A 24,261-nucleotide genomic window follows, 5' to 3' on the forward strand; every position below is an offset into this window, starting at 1 on the left:
CTTTGTTTACATTTTTTGCCTTATATTATTTTCATAGCGTTTTCTTCAAAGAAGAATGCCTATTTGAATGATTGAAAAAATTGATCTTATTCGCATGTAACAAAGTTAAAGTTTATAATTTTGAAGTATTATCGTGAAATTTTATCAATGAATTCTGTAAAATAATGGGGTGTCTTATTCAAAAATTTCTGTATTTCATACACCGTCTTTGGTGCAATCTTGGCAAGATAATTGCACCAAAGTTTTGGATAAAAAGCCAACAATTAGGAGATTTATCACGACAAAGCCATTGCTTTTGATGTTTCGGCTCTGCGCGGTCGAACATGCGGCTGGTCTTCTTGTCTAGAAGTTGCTGCAACTTCTTGATGCCGCTTTGCTGTTGAGCGTTCAGGCAGCTTTGGGGGCTGCGATAAGCTTTGCTGCTTTTGTAATTTTTTATCGAGATCGGTAAGTGGTTGATGACGTTTTTGTTGTTCTTCCTGATGGTTTTGCACAATGGTTTCTCTTAACTGTTTTATCGTATCAGCATAATCCTTAATGGCGGTACAAAGGGTAGGAAGATTTTCTTCAGCAGCTTTGCGTGCTCCGTTTTTTACGCCAAGGTTTTTTCTACCAGCAAGTGGAGCAAAAGATGTAGAATCCTTTTCAATTTGAAATACAAGCTCTTCTCCCATCTCTGGAATTTTGTGCATATCTTCTAGTCTATATTGCAAAATAAATGGATCCTTATAAACAATTTGGCACCAATATTGGATCTCTCTTTGACCATATTGAACCGATGGATCTTTTTGAACTCTGCGGGCAATTTCCTCATTTGAGAGAGGCTTTATTTTCTTTTCTGAATTGAGTGGATTTTGTAAATGTTGATTTGTTAGCTCTTCCTCTTGTGCTTGTCGCTGATGTTGTTGTTCCGTGTGAGAACCTTGTAAAATATTTTCACTTTTTGTATATTTTGAAGTATACACATAACCGTTAATGGCAGCACATAGGGTGGGAAGGGCTTCTTCAGCTTGTTTGCGCGCATGATTTTTTATGCCAAGAACTTTTCTACCAGCAAGCTTAGAAATAGACTTAGGCTGTTCTGTAACATCCCATAAGAGTTGTTCTCCCATATCAGGGTTTTCTTTAATTTCTGCAATTTTTTCTTCTAAAATAAGTCGGTCGCCATAAACCTTTTTGCACAAAAATCGTATCTCTTCTTGATATGCTACGAGCAATAGCTCTCTTTCCATTGTATTAATAGATGGTTTTTGTTCGTGAGACGGTTTTGGTTGTTCAATTGCTGTGTGTGGAGAGGCAGGCTTTTGGACGACAGTATCGCTTTGTTTTCTGTTTTCCATACGGTGCGATTTTCTTGAAGGCGGGATGGCATATGTTCCACTGTCTTGTGATGATGAACTGCTTTGCTGCCTGACTTTCATATGTGATGGTGTTTTGGGTCTAACACTTGGTTCGTGTGTTTCAGGATTTTGGATTTTTGTGCCGTTTTGCACTCTGTCTCTCATGCGTGGGGGTGTTTGCGGAGCAGGCGTTGCATAGAGATGTTCTCCCTCTTGAGCTGTTGTTTTGTTTTGTTGCTTATCTTTTGCGCGTGGAGGTCTTTGTGGAGCTGCTTTTGTGTGCGGAGAGGAATGTTCTTGGATTTGTGAGCTGGTGATTTTTGTGCCGATTTGTGCTCTTTCTCTCATGCGTGGAGGAGGGGGCGGAGCCACTTTTGTTTGTAGGGAGGGGGACTCTTGAACTGTTGGTTTATGTTGTTGCCTCTCTTTTGCACGTGGGGGTCTTTGTGGAGCTGCTTTTGTGTGTGTGGAGGAGCTTTCTTGGTTTTTTGAGTGGGAGATTGTTGTGCCGGTTTGTGCTTTTTCTCTCATGCGTGGAGGAGGGGGTGGAGCCACTTTTGTCTGTAGGGAGGGGGACTCTTGAACTGTTTGTTTATGTTGTTGTCTCTCTTTTACGCGCGGAGGTTTTGGTGGAGCTGCTTTTTTTTGTGGGGGAGGCGTCTCTTGGTTTTTGGCGTTAGGAGGCATTGTGCTGGTTTGCATTGGGCTTTTCATACGAGGGGGTGGTGGTGGAGCAACTTTTGGGTGGTGTGATAAATTTTCTGGGCGTTTTTGTACAGTTGGTTTTGGCAAACTTTGAGAAACTTGGGAAGGAGGGGTTCTGGTGGGGGATTGTTCAGCCGGTTGTTGAAATTTTTCCATCATTTCGGTGATAAAAGGGGAGGGATTTCTTTTTTTCATGCATGTTCCTTTCAAACTCTTCCAATATTGTTTTTAAATACTATTTAAAAATGTACGTTGGTTTTTATTCTGTTTTTATGCTTTTTCATTTGCTTTTATGAGAGAGGATATGAAACTGAATGGTCTCGCACGATTTGACTCTTATGGTTCAGATCATAATCATTCTCTAAAGATTGTTTTCTCCAGTGTTTGGGTTAAGGGACGGAAAAATAAATTTTGTTTCAATTTTTCTCTCTTTCTTGGCGCAAACACCTCTTTCCTGTGTTGCGCCAAGACGTTAGATTCAACGTGAAAACTTATGTCTGTTTAGCTGGCAAAAGCCATCGCTTTTGGGGCGGCAGTTTTGCGAGGACGAATATCTGTTTCTCTTTGTTGAGTAGAGATTGTTGCTCCTTCATGCGTTACTATTGAAGGCTCAGGGCGTTGAGCAGTCTGTAAGACGCTTTGTTGTTGATGCAAATTTTGCGCTCTGTCAGAAGATGCTTCATTGTGTTCTTGTTTTGCCTGCTGAGTTTTTGAAAGGCTCTCTCTTACTTGTGCTACAGCTGTTGCATAATTGTCAGCGGCGTCAATGAGGTGAGAAAGACCCGCTTCAGCATGTCTGCGTGCTTTATTTTTAAAGCCACAAAAGTTACGACCAGTGTATTTGTGAAAAGATTGAGGATTTCCGGCAAGTTGTTGTGCGAGTGCTTCTATTGTTTCAGGGTTTTGGAAAAGCATTTCCACCTGTGATTGCAAAATGTTTGTGTTGCCAAAAACAACTCCGCACCAATATTGGATTTGGGCATGGTGTCTTTTAACTTTTGAATGTTGTTGAATTTGGGTAGAAATTTCTACTTCTGAAAGGCTTTCTTTTTCCCTTTGGGAACGATTTGGTTTTTTTAGAAGTTCAGCGACGGCTTCCTTCCCCATAAAGCGTTCATAGTTTTTGAGTTCTTGCTCTGGAGATTGTACGAGGCTCTCTCTTGCCTGTTTTACAGCTTCTGTATAACAATCAACAGTGACACTGAGAGCGGAATAACTCTCTTCCGCTTGTCTACGTGCTCGATTTTTAAAGCCCAACATGCTGGTACCGGAAAGTTTAGCGATACTTTCAGGATAGGCTGCCATGCGCCATGAGAGCTCTTCTCCTGCAGCGGGATCTCTTTGAATTTCCTGCATTTGTTCTTGCAAAATGTTTGGGTTACCATAGGCACTTGCGGATAAACGTTGGATTTCTTCTTGATAGGTTCGAACCAATGAATGGTGTGGAAGCAATAGAATGATCTCTTCCTCTGAGATAACTCTTGTTGCCCTCTGGGTAACTTGTGAAGTAACTGTTGAGTGTGTCGTTTCAGGTTTTTGCTGCCTTTTGGTAGAGCCGCCTCTTGTTAACGAAGCTGTTCGATTTGTTGATGCATATACAGTTTCTTCGCTTAAAAGAGATTGTCTTTCCTCATCTTCTTCCGGTATGGATGACAGTCTTTTGCTTTTTGAAGGCGTTTCTTTAGGAAGGGGGGCTGCTGCGCCTGAGACCTCTGCCGCCGCTTGTTCATAGAGCTTTATAAGTTCTTGTATTGAAGAGGATGGAAAAGGATGAGGGTGTTTTTTTTTCATGCATGTTTCCTTTCAAAAATTGTTTTAGAAAACCTCTTTGGTGCATTCTTGCCTTTTATGCTTGGATCGCTTTGAGACAAAAGAAATATCGAGCTGAATGAGCTTCCAAAGATCTACGCTATTTGCAATCAGCTTAATGGACATTTGTGTCTTTTATACAGTTTTTTTGTGAAATATTATCAATAAGTTATCAATAGTTATCGTGAATTACAGGCGCCATTTTTAGGACTATTTTTTGTAACCTTCTAAAACAATTCTTGGCGCAATCGCGATGAAACGATTTGCGCCAAGAAACTCACTGAAAAAAAGATTACATGAAAAACAAAAACTATCTGTTTTTATGTTTATGCCCCCTTACATGGCATAAGCCATTCCTTTTTCTCCGTGTCTTTGTCGTTGAGGGCTGTGCTCTGGACTATTGTGTTCTTGTCCTCTTGTGTGATGATGACGATGATGATGATGGTGTCTCTCAACTTGCTGAGAATTTTCTTGATGGCGTCTTTGTTCCGCTAGAGGGGTTTGCGATAGTCTTGTTGCTGCGTCTTGTACAGCCTTTGTATAACCATCAACGGCATCAACGAGCGATCTAAAACCATCTTCAGCTGCTTTGCGTGTTTGATTTTTTAAGCCAAGTGTGGAGCGGCCAGCAAGTTTATGTATAGATTCAGGATTTTCAGCAAGTTGATTTGAAAGGTCTTTTCCTTTAGTGGGATCTGTAAGTATTCCTTGCAAGTGCTGCTGGAAAATCGTATCATCGCCATAAACAATTTTACTCCAGTGTATGACTTCTTCTGCATGTGCTTGGACGTGTGGATTTTTTAAAAGCATGACACTTATTTGATCAGCTGTGAGGGAAGATGAAGGCTTTCCTCTTTGGTGCGGAGCAACCGTTGTATAGTCGGTTTCAGGATCTTCTGTCCTTTGATGTTTACCTCTTGAAGAAGGGGTAACGCTGCTAACTGATGCGTATAGAACATCAGTTTCGTGTCTTGGAGAAGCAACCGTTGTATAGTCGGTTTCAGGATCTTCACTCCTTTGAGCATGATGTCTGTCTCTTGAAAGAGGGGAAGAGGTGCTAACTGATGCGTATAGAACTTCCTCTTCTGGGGTTGGTCCGCGCTGGTTTCCTCTAGTTGGTTTATTAATTTTTGCATAGAGGGCTTCTGGATTTGCAGAAGGATGTGGATGATGTTTTTTCATACATATTTCCTTTCAATATTTTTAGAAAACCTCTTTGGTGCATTCCCCACTTTTAGTTTTGATAACTTTTATATAAAGGAAGATATCCAACCGAATGACCGCCAAAGATTTTGCGCTATTCAATATTGATATGTAATGAACATTTATGTCTTTTATACAGTTTTTTTATGAAATTTTATCAATAAGTTACAATAAATTACAGGATTCACTTTTAGAACTATTTTTTGTAACATTCTAAAACAACTCTTGGCGCAATCGCTATGAAATGATTTGCGCCAAGAAACTCACTGAAAAAAATTACATGAAAAACAAAAACTATCTGTTTTTACGTTTATGTCCACTTACATGGCAAAAGCCATTCCTTTTTCTCCATGGCTTTGTTGTTGTGGGCTGTGCTCTGGACTATTTTGTTCTTGTCCTCTTGCATGACGATGATGGTGGTGGTATCTGTGTTCTGCTTCTCTTTCTGGACTTTCTTGTCTTTGACCTCTTTCTCTTTCATGCTCCCGTGTAAACTGTTTATGGAGCTTTTGTGCCGTATGTATATGCCTCTCAAGAGCTGAGCAAAGGGGAGAAAAACCATCTTCAGCTTCTCTGCGGCTTGGAGACTTTACACCAAGTATTTTGCTCCCCGCAAGCTTGCCAGGACCTTCAGGATGTTCGGCAAGCTCCCATAAGATTTGCTCTGCACTTTGAGGGTTGTCAAGAATTTTAGCAAGGTGGTTATTCAAAGCATGTTCGTTACCATAAACAACTCTGCACCACTCTTGCGTTTCTCTTACACCATATTGAAAGTCTACGTTTTTTAAAAGCCTTGTTGTAACCACATCTTTTGGGGTTCTGGGAGGGGGGGGTGCTGCTCTGCCAACACCTTGGTAGATAGGATTTTCTAGTTGTTCAGACTCTTGCCCGCCTTCAGCCCCCATGCCAACCGTTGTATAGACAGATTCGAGTGGTCTTTGGGGAGAGGGCTCACCACGTTCATCAAAGTTAAGCTCTGCATAGAGATGTTCTGGTTCATGGGGATGTCGTCCACCCTGTGCACCTCCACCAATTTTGTCATAGGGTGTTTGCCAACCTTGCGCTTCCAAGTCCGTTACTCTATAGGGGTCTACGAGTTTGTCGGCACGCCGCTCATCACTTGTTCTTCCACCAAGTCTGTCATAGGGATTTCCTAGTGGCTTTTGGGGAGCAAAGATCGTTTCTGCTGGTTGTTGAAGTGTATAGTGTTGTGGGTTGCGTTGTTCTTTGGGTGGTTTGTTAACCTTTGCGTAGAGGTCTCCTACATTAGAAGCTCCTAGATTTTGTTGTTCAAGTGGCTTTTGGGGAGCATAGACCGTTTCTGGTGGTTGTTGAAGTGTATATTGTTGTGGGTTGCGCTGTTCTTTGGGTGGTTTATTAACTTTTGCGTAGAGGGGGTCTTGGCTCTGGGGTTGTGGGTTCTGGGGGGCTGGTTGTGGGTGATTTTTTTTCATGGCTGTTTCCTTTCAATATTTTTAGAAAACCTCTTTGGCGCATTTCCCACTTTTTGATATTTTTTAAGACAAAAGAAGAATATCAAACTGAATGGTCTCCAAAGACTTCACGCTATTCATATTGATATGTAATGGATATTTATGTCTTTTATACAGTTTTTTTATGAAATATTATCAATAAGTTATAGTAAATTATAGGATTCATTTTTAGGACTATCTTTTGTAACATTTTAAAACAATTGGTGGGCGCAATGGAGATAAAATGATTGGTATAAAGAGTTTTGTTGGAAGGCAAAAGTTCACGCGTTTTTAGCCGGTAAGAGCCAGCGATGAGGAACGACTAACTTTCAAGCTGCGAGCTTGGCATTGTGCTTCTTGGGTGTTCTTTACAGTATTCGCAATTTCTTTTGCTTTGCTTTCCGATGTCCCAAGGAGGCAAGCTAGTCTGGTATAATCTTTTTCTTGTATGGCTTTACGATCTTCTGAGGATAGACGATTGTGTAGTTGTCGTGAAAAGGTATGGAGTTCTTGTCGCAGTGAACGAGAATGGAATAAAGCTTCCCTTTGTTGTTCTTCTGGTAAGGCAAAAAGGTTTTGTAAATTTTTTCCAGGTTTTTCGACAGTGTGGTTCAGGCGATTTTGTTCTCTTTGGTGTTGCTCTAGAATTGCATCTTTTGTTTGTTGTGTTATTGCGCCATAATTTTTAAGGGCTTGGCTGAGTTGTGGAACAGCCTGTTCGGCTTGTCTGCGATTTGAACTTTTCATGCCAAGTATTTTACTCCCAGCAAATTTAGAAATTGATTGAGGGTTTTGTAAAGTTTCATCGGCAAACTGATTTCCTAAGTTTGGAGCTGCCGTTATGATATCTAATGTTGTCTTTAAGGCCTGGGTTTTACCATAAACAGTCTTTGATAAATTTTCGATTTCTTTTCGGCTCCCTTCAACATAAGCGTCATTTGAAATCCTTTCAAATAACTCTTCATGGGTAAGAGGGGCTAAAGTTTCTTTTGGGATCAGTGTTTCTTTTAAGCTTTGAACGTTGGTTTTTTGAAAGCAGAGGCGGGCACCGTTTTGTAATGTTTTGACGAGTTCTGGGGTGAGATCATCTTTGTGTCCGACGACGAAAGCCCCTTCTATTTCCATGACAAAACCTTCTGCTGAAAAACCTCTAAAGACGCCTTCATAGGTTACATCTTCCTTTGCTGCAACAACAACACGATCGTTAATTTCATCCAGTCCAGCGTTTCTCATTTGGGAGACGAATTCTTTTAAAACAAGGGATTTTTGCGGATGGGTGATATCTTCAAAAAGATCTTTCATCGGTTGGGGATTGCCATATTGCATGGCTTCAATACAGGCTGCTGTCATGCGTCCTTTTGTTATGAAAGAAAAGTCAATGGTATATCCTGCTGCTTGTCCAAGTTTTTCCATAAACATTCGATTGACGCGCCCATTGCCTTTTCTAAAAGGATGTGCGTGCTCGAGCGCCATAAAAACTTCAGCGGCACTTTCAGCAAATTCTTGGCGCGATAAACCTTTTAAATTGTTCTTTTTATTAAGTGTTTTTTCGAGTTGTGTGAGTTCTTTTTGAATCTGCGGTCCAATAGCAAAAGGAATTTCATAACCTTTGGGACGCATCGCCGGCATATGGGCAGAGGTGCCGTCTTCAAATGTAAAGGATGTATCACGGGTGTGGCCCGCCCATTCAAAAGTTTCGTGGAAGAGGCTCCAATGGATTAATTTTAAATAAGTGAAATCAAATTTTCGTGGGGGTGGTTCATGGCGAAAATTGACGGCTGCTTTAGTGACGTCATGGGTACTGCGTTGATACAGTTTTTTAGGGTCTTTGATGCCATATTTATTTTTGAGTGTTTTGGTTCCTTTATATAGATAATTTTGCTCTAACATGTAATCTCTCCTAAGTAGGTAGGGTGATGGTTGATGAGCGTCTTAAACGCTGCATGTGAAAAATTCCCCTTCGCGTATTCTTTTGAGATTTTGGTTGTTATGAGAGGGAGCACTTTTCCCTCCAGTGTATGGGATGTATCAATCGTTTTGTGATGCTTTTGAAAAGCTTTTCTGATGTTTCCTTTGTTTATTATCTTGTACTGTAAAATGCTGGTATTTAGGATGCTGATATGAAGCCCATGAGTGGTCAGAAAATGGATTTTCTATAAAATTGACTCTGGGTAAAATCTTCGTTTTTTGAGGTGTAAGGAAGAGGTTAAAAAGAAAAATGTTGCTTAAAATTGTTGTTTTTTCCTTTAACAAAGTTGTTTGCAAGAGCGCTTTGATGAGGGGCGTGGATATAGCGGGTGTAATCGCTCTTGGTTAGTGGATGGTGCTGGTACTTTTCATACACAGCTCTCAGATTGGTGAATCTATGGGCAAAAGCAGTCATCAAAAATTTTTCTCCATTATATTTTTTTTATTGCTCCATATGAATATCTTGCCATACGAACATCTTTTTTGTGTATTTTTGCAACAAAATGTTTTTTACTTTGTGTTGTTGCTCTTATTATATTGCGCTGCTTTAAGATCCATAAGAGAGGAAACCCTTTCTTTGGTTGGGGAGAAAAGCCTTTTTCAGCGCTTTATCATTAAAATAGAACACTTTATGATATCGTAAAGGGGGAAAAGCTTGTATAAGAATGATTTATTCATTTTGATGTATATCTTAAATATTTTTTGGGAAAAAATCGATGTTCTTGAGTGTAGGTGTTTTGAGAGTTGTTGTCTCAAAGATCAACCGTTTTTTTAAGTCTTGATATTGGTGATTAGCGTTGTGAAATGTTTTTGCTTGTTTGTAGGGGATAAATTATAAACAAAAAGCTTTGTAGGAATGTATTTGCAGGACGTTCTCAAGTGGAAATGTTGGTTTGGTTATAGGTGATTTGAGGGGGGTGGACTTTCTTGTAAAGACGATGGGTACTGGTAAAACGATACACAAAATACAAAAAGGAAAAAACACGGATTTTTTATCATGTTTTCCTTATGTGTGAAGAAGCGGTCAAAAACTTTTTGTTAACGGGTTTTTAAAAAATAGAAATGTATGTTGTTTTTGTGGTTGGACTTTTCATAGTCAAGATCTCATAATAGGAAGTTAGTTTTTCTTTTGTGGAGCAAAGCGGTTTTTTGCAGCTGCGGCTAACATTTCTTTCCTTCTGAAATAGATGGCGCAACCACATCGCGAAGGGGAGCCTTGCATCAGAATAATTTGTTCATCTTGACGCATTTCTCGGATAACTTCGTGGGGTAAAATGAGTGCTCTTTTTAAAATATTCATATAACCACGAAAATCGACTCCATCTAAGACAAATAAAATAGGCTTTTGTAACTTTCGTCGGTAGTAATCATGACGTTTAAAAGGAATTAACAATTATCCTGTCCAATTGCTTTGGATATGGTGTATATGCTATGTGCAAAATTGGTGGTAGGGCGCTTAAGTAGTCTGTTTTTTGCATGTATGATAAGAATATTAAAATATCTCTTCCACATAGGTGTTTAAATCAAAAAAACAAAGTTTCATATTTTTTAGTTGGCCATAGCAAGTGTATTTGAACGATTTTGTGTGCGTGTGTAGAATTGGCTATGAGTGTTCCTTGCTTTTTGAACAATGTCGGTAATTTCTCGTGCTTTCTGTTCTGATATACCAATACTTTGTGCAAGTGTTTCATAATCTTTGTTTGTGATCGCACTACATTCGTTTGATGAGAGACGATGTTCTAAACTGTTTATAAAAGTACGGAGCTCTTGGTGTAATTGAGGAGATTGAGACAAGATTTCTCTTTGTTTTTCCGGTGATAAAGCAAAAATATTTTGCAAGTTTTGACTGGGATTCTCTACCGCTTTTCCAAGGCGTTCTTGTTTAATTTTATGGTCTCGAGTGACTATATTATAGGTAGCTTCTACAGTATACACATAATTCTCAATTGCAAGAGAGAGCACATCAAGATAATTTCGAGCGTGTACACGTGCCGGATTTTGTAGACCACATATACTAAAACCTGCAAGAGGAGAAACAGAGTGCGGTGCCTGTTTAATCTGATTAGCAAACTGTCTGCCTAATTCTGGATTTTTAATAATCTCTTCTATCTGTTCGTTTAATACGTTTGCGTCACCATAAACAGTTTTTGCGTAAGCTCGGACTTGCTTTTGAGCTTTGAGAACGTAACTATCTAGCGCAACTGTTTTGGCACATTCACTTTTTGTGAGAGGCGCTAATGTTTCTTTTGGAATAAGCGTGTTTTCAAGCTCTTTGCTGTTGGGGGCGGTAAAGGTAATGATATCACCAGGTTTTAGTGTTTTTAATCGTTCTGGTGTGAGATCATCTTTGCTACCAATGATGTAAGTTCCTTGCACATCGAGTATAAAACCTTCTGAATAACAACCTTTATAAGTTCCTATATAGGTTTCTCCTGCCTTTGTTGCTATAACAAGGCGATCATCCACGTTGCGTCCCGTATTGTTTATGTGGTCCATAAATTCTTTTAAAAGACGTATTTTGGGGGGATTGGAGATATCCTCAAAAAGATCTTTCAACAGTTGTGTATTGCTATATTGCATTGCTTCGCTACAGGCAGCCATCATACGTTTTTGTGTGACAAGCGAAAAGTCAAGCTGATGTCCTGCAGCTTTGGCAAGATTTTCAAAAAAGACTTGTTCTGTGTGCTCATTGCCATCTATGAATGGGTGGATTTTGTGAAGAGAATAAAATAGACTCGTTGCTTCCTTGACAAATTCTTCGCGTGTTAAGCCTTGCAAATTGTCTTTTTCGGCAAGCGTTTGATCTAATTTTTGTAAGAGTTCAGGGATTTCTTCACCGGTTGCAAAATTATTGCCCCATTCCATTCTTTTCATTTCTGGCATGGCGGCAATGCTATCGTCTGTAAATGCGAAGGGGATATGGCGCAGATGTCCAGCCCATACAAAGGTATTTTTAAACAATTGTTGGTGGATATGGCATAGATAAGTTGAATTAAAATATTCTGGCAGGGGTTCTGCACGCAGATTGATCATGGCTTTTTGCCTATCATGTGAGCATTTTTCCAGAAAGCGTTTTAAATCTGTTTCTCCATATCTATTTTTGAGAATTTGGGTACCAAGATAGATATAATTATGGGGTGAGGGAATTCCTTTTGTTTTTTCTTTTGCTTTGGGCATTGTTACATTCCTTATAATGTTACATTGTCTATGAGAGTGTGTTAAACTTTTTGTTTGAAAATCCCCCACGCATATTGTTTTGAGATGTTGAGACTTGGGTGAGGAAAAAATCCCTCAAATTCGTAGGTGTTTTTGAGTGTATCAATCTTTATCTTGGCACTTTTTTCTTTTACTGAGAGAGAATGGTTCATTTGGGTTGTTTTCATGCATATTGTCTTTTAATTTTTTTGTAGAAAAATTTCCCTATAAAAGCGGTGCCTTCAAAAGTTTCCTGATAGGATTCTCAAGGCATAGATATGATTGGTATTTATTATTTGGAGATGAGGAGAGTGCTTTATAAAGAAAATTGGCATTGGTAAGCACAGGCATAATACCATCATTTAAAGACTTTTCCCCATATTTTTCTTGTTGTATCAAGCGGGAATTCCTTCTTTATAGGCTTTTATGAGATAGAATCTCTGCTTTTATCCTTTGATGTTTTTGTTTTGATGCATGGCCTCCATTAGAGGGTGTTTTTTAGTTTTTCTGTGCTTTTGGGGCAAAACGGTTTTTTGCAGCTGCGGCTAACATTTCTTTTCTTCTAAAATAGATCGCTCGACCACAACGTAAAGGGGGTTGTCCTTGCATCAGAATAATTTGTTCATCTTGACGCATTTCTTGAATAACTTCGTGGGGTAAAATGAGAGCTCTTTGTTGGTAATTGATGTTGTAAGAGCTCTTTCCTAAAGATAAGCCTCTTGATTTGTTCGTTCCGGTTACTTCAACGGTCATTTGACCACAGCGTTCTGAAATGTCTTTGGCAGTTTGGAGATCTTTAATGGCAGCATAGCTGACAAAGGAACAACTTTCAAACCATGAACGTGCTCCTGCTTCTCCAAAGTGGTTGACCAACTGGCCAGAGGATTGATAGAAGAGCATCAAGGATGTACCGTATTTACGTCCACGGTCGCGGGCTTCTTCTAAAATATTCATATAGCCTAAAAGATCAACTTCATCTAAGACAAATAAAACACGTTTTTTATAGTTACCGTCTGCTGTAACCATGGCATTGAGAAAGGCGCCAATAATCACACGTCCAATAGCTGGATAACTGTTTAAAATGCTTGCGGGGAGATTGAGAAAAACATCTGTATTGCCATTGGTAATATCTGAGGAAAAAAAATCATCTCCGCAGACAAGATCTGCATAATTGGATAAAGAAAGCCATTGGGTGTCTTTTGAGGCGGTGGTATAAACCCCTGAAAAGGTTTGCTCTGCCATTTCTGTAAAAATACCAACCATTTCACGAATAAAAGGAGAAGGTGTTGTTTCTTGAATCATGCGTAATTGATTAACAACAGCTGTTTCTGATTGAGAGAGAATACCACGCAATGTTTTTAAATTGCGCTCGCTGTCTTCATATTCATCAGAAAATACAACATGAGCAAGAAGAGCTGTTAATAGATTATGGGCTTGTGTTGAGAAATATTCCGCTGAAGAATTGTCTGATTTTTTATCTGTAAGAAGCAACTTTGAAAAGCTTACAATATTCGCTTCGCGTTGTGTGCGTGGTACGCTGTCGTCTAAAAGCCAATCGATGACATTAAAGTTTTTTGTTAACAATGAGTTAGGATCGAGAACAATGACATTTCTATTTCCCATTTTTTGACGCGCAAATTTGACCATTGGGGCAACTTCTGTTGAAGGATCAAGACAAATAATAGACCCTGGATAGGTTAAACACGTAGGAACTACTGTACTTGTTGTTTTATAGCCACCAGAACCAGCAAAAAAGATCATATGAGTTGAACCAAAATCAAGATTAAAGGTTAGCAAAGGGGCTGTTCCACCCTTTCCCCATGTTGTTTTATTGCCAGGTGCAAAGGGAATGTTGCACACATTATCTTGATCGACACGGTATCTTTCACCCACAACAATTTCCCCATTGGCAGGAAAGATTTTTGCTGCCTCTCTTAAATTCATCCAAGCGGCCTCACCAAAAATACCTTTTTTTGCGCGCTTGACCTTACTTTTAGGGGGAAGGGTTGTTACGAATTGCATGATGGAAAAAAAAACACCAATGATGATGCCAAAAACAACCATGGGGTCCATGAATTGAAGAGCATAGCCCCATGTTATTCCTTGTTGGCCAACATAGGGACTTAAGCGTTTTATTTCACCACCAATATAGTAAAGAGCGGTTGTTCCAAAAAAGACAACGGAGACAAAAGTGATCATTTTACGCAGGTGTAGTTTTTGCGAGAGACTATACAACAATGAAACAGCAGCCGTTAGTGCTAAGACTAATAAAGGCTCAGAACGAAGTGTCCAATAAATTTGATCGCTTTTTAGTCCATTTGTTATAAACAATAAAAAATGAGGGACAAGGAATATCGTTAAAGCACCTAAAGCGATCGGTGTTAAAATGAGTACCATTTGTGTTTTGGTATATTTCATTGTATTTTACTTTCAATTCTGTCAGAATATGTTGCGAAGTGCTCTTTTCCCGTTGTGTGATATGAACTCTCATCTCTTTTTGCAAAGGTGCAGATAACGCCAAACAGTTTTCGCTTATGAGCCTTTCTCATTAAGGAGGAAGGTTTTGTCTATTCTTAGCAGTCCATAGCGAATGCTTTGGAACGGTGCATTGTGCATACTTGTGCTTGCTGGTGTACTTCTTTGGTTTGCTTAATAATTTGTGTAATTTGTTTGGCTTTATTTTCTGATACACCAATGCTTTGAGCCAATGTTTCATAATCATTATTTTGAACTGCTTTATGTTCATTTGGTGAGAGACGGGTGTTGATCTTTTTTACAAAGTTGCTGAGCTCTTTTTGACATAAAGGATTTTTTGTTAAAGCTTCTTGTTGTAATTCTTTTGGCAAGGCGAAGAGGTCTTGCAAGCTTTGACTTGGCATTTCTACCGTTTTTGCACGACGACTTTGTTCTGTTGCATGTTCTTGCGTAATTTCCTTTTCAGCATGTTTTACAGCATACGCGAAATTTGCAACGGCAGTACAGAGCATCTCAAGATGATTTTTAGCGTTTGCACGTGTCTGGTTTTGTAGTCCACATAAACTGAAACCGGCAAGATGAGAAATAGAGTGCGGTGCTCTTTCAATCTGGTTAGCGAGCTGTTGGCCTAAGCTTGGATTTTTGATGATTTCTACCATCTGTTTGTTTAATGTTTTTTCGTTACCATAAACAATTTTTGACAATTGCTGAACCTGTTTTAGGCTTGCGTGGACACAAGAATCTTCTGCAACCATTTGGGCCGTTTTATTTTCTGTCAAAGGGGCTAATCTTTCTTCTGGAATGAGAATGCTTTCAAGCTTTTTTGTTTTGGGAACGGTAAAGGTAAATCTATCACCAGGTTTTAATGTTTTGAGTTGTTCTGGCGTGAGCTGTTCTTTATTGCCGATGATGTAAGCGCCTTTCACATTGAAAGCAAAGCTATCATAACCAGCACCCCTATAGGTACCTGTGTAGGTTTCACCTTCTTTTGCAACCATAACAGGACGATCATTAACATTGCGCCCAAGTTCTTTCATGTTGCTCATGAATTCCTTTAAAAGAAGTATTTTATTGGGATTAGAGATATCTTCAAACAGATGTTGCATTGGTTCTAGATCACCATTTTCTGCTACAGCAACACTGGCGAGCATCATGCGTTCTTTTGTAACAAGTGAAAAATCAAGCTGATGCCCTGCGGCTTTGGCAAGATTTTCAAAAAAGACCCGTTGTGTACGTCCATTGCCTTCTCTAAAAGGATGAAGTTGGTTAAGGGCGTTAAATAAGCTTATTGCTTCAGCGTTAAATTTCTCACGCGTTAAGCCTTGCAAATTATCTTTTTCGGCAAGCGTTTGATCTAATTTTTGTAAACCGTCTTGGATTTCATCGCCGAGTGCAAAAGGATTTTCCCATCCTGTTCTTTTCATTTCGGGCATAGCGGCTATGGTGCCATCTTCAAATGTAAAGGGGAGATGGCGCAGATATCCAGCCCATTCAAAGGTATTTTTAAATAAGTGGTGATGTATAGAGCATAGATAGGAGCTATCAAACTTTTCTGGTACGGGGGATTCACGCAGATTAACCATTGCTTCTGCTGTATCATGTGAGCATTTCTCCAGAAAGGATTTTAAGTCTTTTATTCCATATTTATTTTTGAGTGTTGTGGTGTTTGGGTAGACATAATGATGGGGAGAAACTGTCTGTATATTTTTTGTCTTTGCTTTTGCTTTTGGCATCGCAGCTTCCTTATAATTTTACGTTGTCCATAAGAGTGTTAAATTCCTCGAGTGAAATATTCCCCTTTGCGTATTCTTCTAAAATTTTGAGTGTTGTAGGATGAAGCGCTATTCCCTCTATCGTATGGGTGCTGATGGCTGCTTCAACGGCTTCACGGCGTTTTTTTAATTCTTCCTCTGTCATCGATAAAAGATTTTCTCTATTTCTGTTTCGTTGGTTTTCATGCATTTTTTCTCTTATTTGCAATTGTTGCTTTAAAAGAGCCTTTGGCAACCGGTGTGATCTTCTTTTAGTCACCTCCAAAGATGTTTCGTTGTTTGAAGGGATCGTAATAAATTTCTGTGACCTTAAATTTTCCTTCAATCCGTTTGCATTGGATGATGATATCAATCATTGAAATCAACAGTCCTCGAATATCATCACGCTCTAAATCACCACCGCCTTCACTTTCTTTGACCAAAAGGGTCATCTGCTCAAAGGCTGCAAGTGCTGTTGATGCGTGAACCGTCGTAATGGAACCTGGATGGCCTGAATTGACATTGCGGATATAATAAAAGGCTGTACCATCTCGAAGTTCTTGCAAAAGAATACGATCAGGACGCATCCGTAAAGATGATTCAAGTAACTCTTTGGGCCCAACGGAGGCTAAGCCTTGTCCATCTTTTGAATAGAACATTGAGACATGGTTAGGGTGTGGTATCACCAATTCTTGCGTGTCTTCAATGGTGATAATACGCTCTTCTTGAGGGATTTTGGCGATTAATGCTTTTGATAATGTTGTTTTACCCGAACCGGTTTTTCCCGCAATTAAAATATTTTTCTGGCATTCTACAGCTTGATTTAAAAAAGAGACAAAGTCTTTATTACAGTAGGCATTGGCTAATTTATGCTCGATGATTTTGAGTTCATTAAAACGAGAATGATAGTCATTCAAAGGTGTGAAAGAGACCTGTTCACAGAGCGAGAAGAGGCCTTTCTTGGCGAGTTCTTCGAGAGAAAAACTCTGCGATGATGGTTTACGAATTGTCATACTAATCGTGTCTTTTTCGACAGCCGGCGGAATGACAATTTGAATGCGCTCATTGCCTGGTAGCGTTGCAGATAATATTGGGTTTTTGTCCGATATGTTTTGCTTGGAATAGGAGGCGACAACTTTCGCAATCCCCATAAGCTCATTAAAAGAGAGCCCCGGTGCTTCTATTGTTTTCCATCCATCAAATCCTTCAGTCATGACTTGATAGGGACGATTGATAACAATTTCAAAGAGTCTATCATCTTTCAAAAAAGCACTGATGGGTTCAAGTTTTGTGAGAACAATCGCAACGGTTTCATCGCTCATGGTATGTAAGTTTGAGTTCATTCTAAAGTTACCGCCGAATTTTTGTAAAAGTTTCTTGAAACAGCTCGATTGATAATCTGTTTTTTGTTTTCGATGACTTTCAATTTATAAACGCTGGAAAAATCTAAATCGCGGGCAACAAAGATATTCACCATTTCCCCTTGGTTTTTGGATAATGTTGGAGGAATATTGGCGTAATTTTCTACGAGAATGTTTGCGATGTTTTGTCCTGAAGAGATTGTTTCAGTTTCTTCTTTTTCCTGTTTTTTTGATAAACGTTTATTGGCATAGTGTGTTGCATCTTTTATTAGTGAGACAAGAAGCGCAGACCCAATCCTCTCGAGCCAATGGTTATCAATATCTCCATCCATACCAGAACGCCCTAAAGCATCCGTTGCCGGTGAAGCTAAAGATATAATGATACCATTGGGGGTTTTTGCTCTATTCCATAGTACAAAGAGACGTGTTTGGCCTTTTTTCAATCCGGCGCGATATTCACCAACAATTTGGGTGCCTTTATCAAGAAGCACAACACGACCATTGTCTGATAAGATATCTCTGGAGATGATACAACTGGCAAAACCTTGTTGATCACTGTTGATGGCTGTTTCTAAAATACAAGGAATAGAAGTTCCCATCGCGATGATGTAGTTTCGATTGCCAAGGGTTGAAGCACGAATACCTTCAAGCACTGTGGGTTTGAGAAGATGATTAAAACGTTGTGTCGTTTCATCAGGTTTGCTTTCAAGTTGGTGAGGCAAAGCACCATTATTTGTTTGTGAATCTATTTTGCCTTGTTGTGTACTTGCATAAGCTAATACAGGAGCACGTTGTGCTGCCTCCAGCAGTGAGTCATCAGAATTTAATTGATTGATGTTTGGTGTTGGTAGCTCGACTTTTGGTAATAGAGCGTTATTTCGTTGAGGCTGTTCAAAGGGGGGAGGGGTAGGCTTTGCAGGATGAAAAAGCTCTGTTTGTTTTATAACTTTTCCTTCTTTTGAAGATTCAATTGGTTGCTTTTTGTCTGTAACAAGTGTTGAATAGGCTAAATAAAGACAGACACTGAAAAGAATAATAAGAGCAATAGCTTTCCCCACATTGTTTTGTTGACTTTTCCCTTGAGCATTTTTTATTGTATCGCGATCATTAATGCTTTTTTCATCCACGGTGTTATTCATGGCTGCTTCCTAGGTTCACTTTACGTTGTACAGATGGTGATGTCGTACCTGTTTCAGGATTAATTCCTTTTGGTACGAACCTTTTGTTAAAGATGCACAATACTTCATTCCCACGTCGTAGCGTGAATTGTGCAGCTGTTGCATGAACAATAACCTTGTTGCCTTTAATCGATTTGGGAATAAGCGCTTCTTGCCCATCAGGCGATACAATGTAAATGGCAGGGATTTCAATGTTGCCTAAAAAGGTAAAGGTTGTTGTTTTCCCATTATCATAGACAGAAGCAGGTTCAATAAGAGATGAGCCTTGAGCTTCATAAGCCCAATTGCGTGGTCCAAAATCTTCATGGATATTTAAAATATCATTGACAAAGTTTTCTTCACGTTGTTTTTCTTTTTCTGCTTCGGCTAATTTCTTACGTAAGGCTTCATCTTCTGGATAACGAAACTTTACCAAGAAATACGTCTCATTGCCGGCTGAAACATCGCCTTCACGGACTTGTAGCTCGAATTGATAAGAGCGTTGTGTTCCATCTTGGCGGCTTGTGACAATTTGTAAATTTGTCACAGGCTGAACTTCACGTGGTTTGAGAAAAACAAAGTGTCCAGCCGGTGCAACTTGCCAAGCAACCGAATTTCCAATTCCTACATAGGTTACTTCTTCATCAACGGCAAATTCTAGTTGAACCGAAGAGCGAATGGAGCCAATGATTTGTACGACGTTGTAGGGGTCATAATTGACAAATCTGATGCGGTTATCTTTACGTGCACTGACAGGCGCTGTTTCCGCAAGTGAGAGAACTGTGTGCAAGCTGACAGTGATCGTAAAAATTAAAGAGATTGTTTGTAAAAGTCTGATCATTTTATCACCTCTGGATCAGATCTATATTCCGATACTTGAAAACCAAGAGGGTTGATAAGACGATCAGACGTTGAAATGTGTGCGTTCACGTAGGAAAAATTTAAGATTGAAATCCAATGGGAAATATTTTCTTTTTCATTCAAGTCTCTGATCGTTTTATAGTAACGAACTTGGATAAGATCTTTACTTATAAAAGAGATTGATTTGATTGTGATCGTAGCAATCATGTTATGATAAATGTTTTGCGGACTTTCTGGATTATTGCCTGCGTACCATTTTGCAAAACGGTTTTGTTCTTTTGGAGAAGATAAAAGAGAGACTAAGCGAAAATTGTTTTCTGCTTCTGATGCTTGAAAACCTTCACGAGCGCGAACGTATTGGCTGGCAAAATAACGCGTTATCGCTTCATCATAGTCGTTAGGGGATTCTTTTAGGGCGCTTATAGTATCAATAATGCCTGTTGAGTTATCAACGCGGATAACAAAAGGCTCTACTGTTTTCAAAGGCGTCAAAGCTGCGACAGCTAAAGCCAGCGCAATTGTCATCAATCCAAAAAGCACTGTTAAAGCCATGGAGATTTTCATCCGCACACGCATGCTATGCATGCGATCAATGTCAAATGAGCGCGCTTCTTTTATATATTCTTCAAGGGCATCACTTTTCACGCATAACCTCCACAGTTTTATCAGATCGTGCTTCATGAATAACCGGCTTTAATAAAGCTGAATTGGCTGTTACTTTTTCACTTTCCAAAGTATTGAGAATGATGGGAGTGGTAACAGGCTTTACGCTCTTTTCTGGGTAGACAATGTTTTTATTGTCCCAATTCCACTTATCTTTATTTAAAGCGCGTGTATGTTTGCCATTACAGCGTGGTGGTTTTTTAGGGCCACTCAAAGAGGCACAACCAGTAAGAGCGATTGTTAGGACCATAACAAAAGTTATTTTTCGTTTCATTTTTTGAACTCACAAATATCTTGGAATACAATGCATGAGAGCCTTTGTTCTGAACATTTTTACAAGTTTATGTGATGCAAGATTTTGATTGGTTTTGTTGTTAGACCCAAGATGTTAGATCTTATCTGAAACAGGATCATGGCGTGTGCGCCAAAGGGCGCACACAAGGCAAAAACAAAAATGCTTATTCTTTTAAAAAGGTGCTTTATCTTAAAATCGACCACGACCGCCTCCGGATTTACCTGCTTTTGCTGCCGCCCCTGCCGCACTTCTAACAGCGTTACCGGCAGCTCCTGAGATTTGTGAAGTGGCACTTTTTACTGCATTGCCACTCGCTCTTGCACCATTGGAAAGCATTGTAAAAATCTGTCCTCCTGAAGAGACACCAGCGTTAAAGTATGGTCCGCCAGAGGCCAGCGCTGTTGCAATACCAGGAAGCGCACGGAAGATAATAACTCCTATGATCGAAATGACGATGACAGGGGGAAAAAGAACATAAATTGATTCATATGAAACTTTGAGAACCTGTAGGATAACTTGACATATAATGGTTCCAAGCATGATTACGAGAACTTGTAAAATGGTAAAATTGATCAAAGTTGTAATCCATGCATCGGAGTATTTTCGCGTTGCATTGAACAAATACAAACTAATGAATAGAGGCCCAAGACCTATAATCATGACGAGTGCAACTTGTGCAAACATTTGCACAATAAAACCACCTATACAAAAAAGAATAACCGCGAGAAGCATGATAGAACCAAGAAGACCCACAATGATCTTTTCAAAAAACCAAGCATTGTATAAGACTTCTTGATAACGCGAACTTGCCTTTAACAAAATATAATCAAAAACATTGGAGCTTGCAGGATTACTGTTAAGCGCATTCCCAATAGCATTGGATAAATCATTGAAGAAAATATCCTTGACATAAGTATTAAATGTATCCGCATTTGTTGCCATTGTTGTAACAACAACGATTTTAACAACATTATTGAGAAGACTATGCATGGAAAGCGCAACGCGACCTGTCATAACATTATAGCCATAAAGAAAGATAAAAATGATTGCGGCGAGATTTAAGGGTGCTGAAATAGCAGAAGACAGCCCACTCACCGTCGTGTCCATCACATTATCAAGGGGTTTTAAAATATACCCAGAAACGCTTTCAAAGGGAGAAAAACTAAAGTCTGACATTTGTACTTGTACTTTCAAGTTTTTCTTTTAATTTCTTTTCTTTTTCTTTTAATTGTGCCTCAAGATATTTATGCTTTTTTTGTTCCTTTTCTTCACGTAGCTCATCTTTTGTTTTCGTATCTCTTGCTTGAATCATATCAAGAGACTGAAGTTTTAAAGAACTTACTTGAAGACCGGCTTGAAGAAGAGAAAGCTTTACTTGAAGATCTTGCCGAAGAGCTTGCAATTCTTCTGGTTTTGTTTCTGGTTTTGATTTAATATTTTCAAGTTGTTGACTTATGTCTTTGATTTTTTTTGCAGTTTCAGTTGCGCTTTTATAAATGTTTTCAGCTGTTTCTGATTTTGCAGCATCTAATTTTTGTGTGTTCTCGAGTGCTTGTTTATAATATTCATCCACATCAGGTGTTGTTTGCGCTATTGCATGAGAAATAAAAGAAAAAGATAACAGTGTAACTAAGCCATATTTTTTCATTGATTTTTTCTCCTTTGATAAAATATGGGCAGCCATTTGTCAGGGGCAGCTCCATATTCGTTGATAATTTCATTCATGAGTTCAATGTTTTTTGTTGTGCCGCTTAAAACGGCGATCTCATCATTCATTCCACGTAAGTTAAGTTCTGCAACGACGGAACTTTGTCCTTGTTTGATGAGAAAACGACGGGATTCTCTGCTTAACTCTGACTGTATCAGTTCAAATTCACGCTCAGTAAGTTTGAAAGCTTCGACATAATCATTGTAATTTGCTTTTTGATTTGGAAAAAATATTTGGGTGGGGCATTGCTCAATGATTGTGTGCGCGATTGTTGAGTTCAAAGCATCTTTAGGACTTTGTGTTGCAAAGAGCATCATGCCATTTTGTTTACGAATTGTTTTTAGCCGATCTTGCGCAAAAGCTTTAAATGAATCATCTTCTAAAGCTTTCCAGAATTCATCAACGACGATAATGATGCGCCGCCCATCAATCAGATCAAGAATGCGGTGAAAGAGATACATCATTAAGGGGCGCCGAATTTCTTCATTATCTAAGAAATCGGTCATGTCATAGCCAATGAACTGCGCATTTAAATTGAGATCATCTTGGTCATTATCAAAAACCCATCCTAAATCATTGCCTCTAATCCAGCGTTGCAGCCGTATGGCAATTCCTTCTTTGGATGTGTTGTCAAAAAACAGTTGAAGGGCACCAAGAGAGCGCTGGGTTGGGGGTAAGTTTTCTAAGGAATCGATGGCTTTGGCGATATCTTGTCGCTCTTCTTCTGTTACGATTTGCCCTTCAGCGGTCACTAGCTTTAAGATCCAATTACGAAGAAAGATTTTATTTTTTTCGGTGTATTCCATGCCCTTTAAGGGAGCAATACCCGTGGGCTGCCCATTTTTTAAAGGTTTGTATTTCCCTCCTCCAGCCCGTACAAAAATCTCTGCTCCTTGATCTTTATCAAAAAAAACCATAGTTGGATTGTGTTTTTGTAATTGTGCAAGAAGAAAATTAACAATCACTGTTTTACCAGATCCTGATGGACCACAAACAAATGTGTTTCCAAGATCGCCATAATGAAAATTAAAATAGTAAGGTGAACCAGCCTGTGTTTTTAGCAATGCGACAGCAGCTCCCCAAACATTATCGTTCAGTTTGCCAACAGGGAAAGAATGGAAGGGCGATAAAGCGGCAAAATTTCTGCTGGTAATGGCGCCTGAACGCGCACGATAGCTAAAGTTTCCAGGAAGCTGTGCCCACCATGCTGCTTCCAATCCTAAATCTTCTCTGGCAATCACGGCTCCCCCATTGGTTAAATGGGAACGTGCTTTTGATAAGTTTTCAGACAATATTTTGGGATGATCAGCAAAAACAGCTAAAGAAATGTGGTGTTCTCCCAAAACAAAACGATTTGATTCTAAATCATCTAGCGCTTCATCCAGTGCATCGATTTGTGAGCTAGCACGGTCAGCTGCATTGATCATTTGATTTTGTTTGCGGCTCATAATCGCACTGGCGGCTGCCTTACTTTTAAAGACAAAGGATTGTGTTAAGATGAATTCAAATGGCACCGTAAGCAGACCATCAGTCATACCTGGGCGTGTTTTAGAAGGATACTCTTTCCATCCAAACATGCCCACAAAGCGTTCATTGCTTTCATGGCGAATTTCGATAATTTCTTTCCCAAAAATAACACGATCCGAGTAAATTGTTGAAGCAATAGTTCCAAATGTGAGAGGAATACGCTCACGTCTTCCCCCCACTAGCTGGTGGAGAAATTCACTTTGTTCGGCAAATAAAAGTCCTTCATGTTCATAGATGGATAGCAGACGGACTTCATATTCTTCCAAACCTTGCATAAGATCTTGACTTAACTCTTCGAGTTTACGAATAGCTTCCTCATCGGGCTCAGATTGTGTTTTCTTGGCTTTGCTCAAGCGCTGAAAAAATGAAACCAGCTTTTCTGTTTTATCCGCGGCCGGATTCCAAAGCAGTGAAATAAATAGATCATTTCTATACAGTTCTTGCGAAACCATTTTCTTTTTATATTTTTCATCTAATGTTGTTGCAAAAGATGAAAGAAAATGACCTTCTGGGTATATCGTTTCACGGCGGCGGATGATGTGAGAATATAAAGCAAGCCGTTCGTCTGCGATATTTTTTAAAAGGGTGTTTAATTGGTTGTGTAAAGAATTTAATTGATCAATATCCGCAGTGTCAAAATTTATACCCTCAACAGCCATCACAACCATTAAACATCGTGAATTTAAAGCAACGACATGTTGGTTGATGTAGCGTATATAGGGAATATATTCTTCAGGCAAAGTTTCCCGTTTCATTATTGACATCTGTTTC

At 39.3% G+C, this 24,261-nt stretch carries 18 protein-coding genes and 1 pseudogene; all 19 read right to left on the reverse strand.

Annotated elements, in window-relative coordinates:
* Window positions 1-275: 275 nt before the first annotated feature.
* Window positions 276-2,240 (reverse strand): BID domain-containing T4SS effector, encoded by a 1,965-nt coding sequence (locus tag ACFINE_RS07055; protein ID WP_375621523.1) that lies wholly within the window; start codon window positions 2,238-2,240, stop codon window positions 276-278.
* Window positions 2,241-2,546: 306 nt separating this feature from the next.
* Window positions 2,547-3,836, reverse strand: coding sequence for a BID domain-containing T4SS effector (locus ACFINE_RS07060; RefSeq protein WP_375621524.1), 1,290 nt, complete (start codon window positions 3,834-3,836; stop codon window positions 2,547-2,549).
* A gap of 354 nt (window positions 3,837-4,190) precedes the next feature.
* On the reverse strand, window positions 4,191-5,036 hold the full coding sequence (locus tag ACFINE_RS07065) for a BID domain-containing T4SS effector (protein ID WP_375621525.1): 846 nt from the start codon (window positions 5,034-5,036) through the stop codon (window positions 4,191-4,193).
* 341 nt (window positions 5,037-5,377) lie between these two features.
* Window positions 5,378-6,511 (reverse strand): BID domain-containing T4SS effector, encoded by a 1,134-nt coding sequence (locus ACFINE_RS07070; RefSeq protein ID WP_375621526.1) that lies wholly within the window; start codon window positions 6,509-6,511, stop codon window positions 5,378-5,380.
* A 309-nt stretch (window positions 6,512-6,820) separates the two neighbouring features.
* Window positions 6,821-8,419 carry a BID domain-containing T4SS effector gene (locus ACFINE_RS07075; RefSeq protein ID WP_375621527.1) on the reverse strand — a complete coding sequence of 533 codons (1,599 nt, stop codon included), beginning with the start codon at window positions 8,417-8,419 and terminating at the stop codon, window positions 6,821-6,823.
* Window positions 8,420-8,735: 316 nt separating this feature from the next.
* The gene (locus tag ACFINE_RS07080) at window positions 8,736-8,912 is read right to left on the reverse strand and encodes a hypothetical protein (RefSeq protein WP_375621528.1); all 177 of its coding nucleotides are present in this window, start codon (window positions 8,910-8,912) and stop codon (window positions 8,736-8,738) included.
* A 702-nt stretch (window positions 8,913-9,614) separates the two neighbouring features.
* Window positions 9,615-9,797 (reverse strand): annotated as a pseudogene (locus ACFINE_RS07085) (type IV secretory system conjugative DNA transfer family protein); the annotation flags it as partial.
* A 248-nt stretch (window positions 9,798-10,045) separates the two neighbouring features.
* Window positions 10,046-11,674, reverse strand: a complete 1,629-nt coding sequence (locus ACFINE_RS07090; RefSeq protein WP_375621529.1) for a BID domain-containing T4SS effector — start codon at window positions 11,672-11,674, stop codon at window positions 10,046-10,048.
* A gap of 516 nt (window positions 11,675-12,190) precedes the next feature.
* Window positions 12,191-14,110, reverse strand: coding sequence for a Ti-type conjugative transfer system protein TraG (gene traG / locus ACFINE_RS07095; RefSeq protein ID WP_375621530.1), 1,920 nt, complete (start codon window positions 14,108-14,110; stop codon window positions 12,191-12,193).
* Window positions 14,111-14,265: 155 nt separating this feature from the next.
* Complete coding sequence (locus ACFINE_RS07100) at window positions 14,266-15,900, reverse strand: BID domain-containing T4SS effector (RefSeq protein WP_375621531.1); 1,635 nt, start codon at window positions 15,898-15,900, stop codon at window positions 14,266-14,268.
* 10 nt (window positions 15,901-15,910) lie between these two features.
* The gene (locus tag ACFINE_RS07105) at window positions 15,911-16,129 is read right to left on the reverse strand and encodes an antitoxin VbhA family protein (protein ID WP_375621556.1); all 219 of its coding nucleotides are present in this window, start codon (window positions 16,127-16,129) and stop codon (window positions 15,911-15,913) included.
* A 61-nt stretch (window positions 16,130-16,190) separates the two neighbouring features.
* Window positions 16,191-17,261, reverse strand: coding sequence for a P-type DNA transfer ATPase VirB11 (gene virB11 / locus ACFINE_RS07110; RefSeq protein ID WP_375610602.1), 1,071 nt, complete (start codon window positions 17,259-17,261; stop codon window positions 16,191-16,193).
* Window positions 17,258-18,418 (reverse strand): type IV secretion system protein VirB10, encoded by a 1,161-nt coding sequence (gene virB10, locus ACFINE_RS07115; protein WP_375612191.1) that lies wholly within the window; start codon window positions 18,416-18,418, stop codon window positions 17,258-17,260. The genes virB11 and virB10 overlap by 4 nt, the downstream gene beginning before the upstream one ends.
* The gene (gene virB9 / locus ACFINE_RS07120) at window positions 18,411-19,277 is read right to left on the reverse strand and encodes a P-type conjugative transfer protein VirB9 (protein WP_375621532.1); all 867 of its coding nucleotides are present in this window, start codon (window positions 19,275-19,277) and stop codon (window positions 18,411-18,413) included. Before virB9 ends, virB10 begins: the two co-directional genes overlap by 8 nt.
* Window positions 19,274-19,978, reverse strand: a complete 705-nt coding sequence (locus ACFINE_RS07125; protein ID WP_375621533.1) for a virB8 family protein — start codon at window positions 19,976-19,978, stop codon at window positions 19,274-19,276. Before ACFINE_RS07125 ends, virB9 begins: the two co-directional genes overlap by 4 nt.
* On the reverse strand, window positions 19,932-20,234 hold the full coding sequence (locus tag ACFINE_RS07130; RefSeq protein ID WP_375610598.1) for a type IV secretion system protein VirB7: 303 nt from the start codon (window positions 20,232-20,234) through the stop codon (window positions 19,932-19,934). The genes ACFINE_RS07125 and ACFINE_RS07130 overlap by 47 nt, the downstream gene beginning before the upstream one ends.
* Window positions 20,235-20,444: 210 nt before the next feature.
* Complete coding sequence (locus ACFINE_RS07135; protein WP_375610597.1) at window positions 20,445-21,431, reverse strand: type IV secretion system protein; 987 nt, start codon at window positions 21,429-21,431, stop codon at window positions 20,445-20,447.
* Window positions 21,418-21,903, reverse strand: coding sequence for a type IV secretion system protein VirB5 (locus ACFINE_RS07140; RefSeq protein WP_375621534.1), 486 nt, complete (start codon window positions 21,901-21,903; stop codon window positions 21,418-21,420). The genes ACFINE_RS07135 and ACFINE_RS07140 overlap by 14 nt, the downstream gene beginning before the upstream one ends.
* Window positions 21,900-24,254 carry a VirB4 family type IV secretion/conjugal transfer ATPase gene (locus tag ACFINE_RS07145; protein WP_375612194.1) on the reverse strand — a complete coding sequence of 785 codons (2,355 nt, stop codon included), beginning with the start codon at window positions 24,252-24,254 and terminating at the stop codon, window positions 21,900-21,902. The genes ACFINE_RS07140 and ACFINE_RS07145 overlap by 4 nt, the downstream gene beginning before the upstream one ends.
* Window positions 24,255-24,261 lie beyond the last annotated feature (7 nt).

Source organism: Bartonella sp. AA97HXZ, from assembly GCF_042196985.1.
Taxonomy (GTDB): domain Bacteria; phylum Pseudomonadota; class Alphaproteobacteria; order Rhizobiales; family Rhizobiaceae; genus Bartonella.

Bases quoted from the DNA above. Each gene is read 5' to 3' on its own strand.
- ACFINE_RS07055 (WP_375621523.1), bottom strand. From the start codon at position 2,240: ATGAAAAAAAGAAATCCCTCCCCTTTTATCACCGAAATGATGGAAAAA.
- ACFINE_RS07060 (WP_375621524.1), bottom strand. From the start codon at position 3,836: ATGAAAAAAAAACACCCTCATCCTTTTCCATCCTCTTCAATACAAGAA.
- ACFINE_RS07065 (WP_375621525.1), bottom strand. From the start codon at position 5,036: ATGAAAAAACATCATCCACATCCTTCTGCAAATCCAGAAGCCCTCTAT.
- ACFINE_RS07070 (WP_375621526.1), bottom strand. From the start codon at position 6,511: ATGAAAAAAAATCACCCACAACCAGCCCCCCAGAACCCACAACCCCAG.
- ACFINE_RS07075 (WP_375621527.1), bottom strand. From the start codon at position 8,419: ATGTTAGAGCAAAATTATCTATATAAAGGAACCAAAACACTCAAAAAT.
- ACFINE_RS07080 (WP_375621528.1), bottom strand. From the start codon at position 8,912: ATGACTGCTTTTGCCCATAGATTCACCAATCTGAGAGCTGTGTATGAA.
- ACFINE_RS07090 (WP_375621529.1), bottom strand. From the start codon at position 11,674: ATGCCCAAAGCAAAAGAAAAAACAAAAGGAATTCCCTCACCCCATAAT.
- traG (WP_375621530.1), bottom strand. From the start codon at position 14,110: ATGAAATATACCAAAACACAAATGGTACTCATTTTAACACCGATCGCT.
- ACFINE_RS07100 (WP_375621531.1), bottom strand. From the start codon at position 15,900: ATGCCAAAAGCAAAAGCAAAGACAAAAAATATACAGACAGTTTCTCCC.
- ACFINE_RS07105 (WP_375621556.1), bottom strand. From the start codon at position 16,129: ATGCATGAAAACCAACGAAACAGAAATAGAGAAAATCTTTTATCGATG.
- virB11 (WP_375610602.1), bottom strand. From the start codon at position 17,261: ATGAACTCAAACTTACATACCATGAGCGATGAAACCGTTGCGATTGTT.
- virB10 (WP_375612191.1), bottom strand. From the start codon at position 18,418: ATGAATAACACCGTGGATGAAAAAAGCATTAATGATCGCGATACAATA.
- virB9 (WP_375621532.1), bottom strand. From the start codon at position 19,277: ATGATCAGACTTTTACAAACAATCTCTTTAATTTTTACGATCACTGTC.
- ACFINE_RS07125 (WP_375621533.1), bottom strand. From the start codon at position 19,978: ATGAAGCACGATCTGATAAAACTGTGGAGGTTATGCGTGAAAAGTGAT.
- ACFINE_RS07130 (WP_375610598.1), bottom strand. From the start codon at position 20,234: ATGAAACGAAAAATAACTTTTGTTATGGTCCTAACAATCGCTCTTACT.
- ACFINE_RS07135 (WP_375610597.1), bottom strand. From the start codon at position 21,431: ATGTCAGACTTTAGTTTTTCTCCCTTTGAAAGCGTTTCTGGGTATATT.
- ACFINE_RS07140 (WP_375621534.1), bottom strand. From the start codon at position 21,903: ATGAAAAAATATGGCTTAGTTACACTGTTATCTTTTTCTTTTATTTCT.
- ACFINE_RS07145 (WP_375612194.1), bottom strand. From the start codon at position 24,254: ATGTCAATAATGAAACGGGAAACTTTGCCTGAAGAATATATTCCCTAT.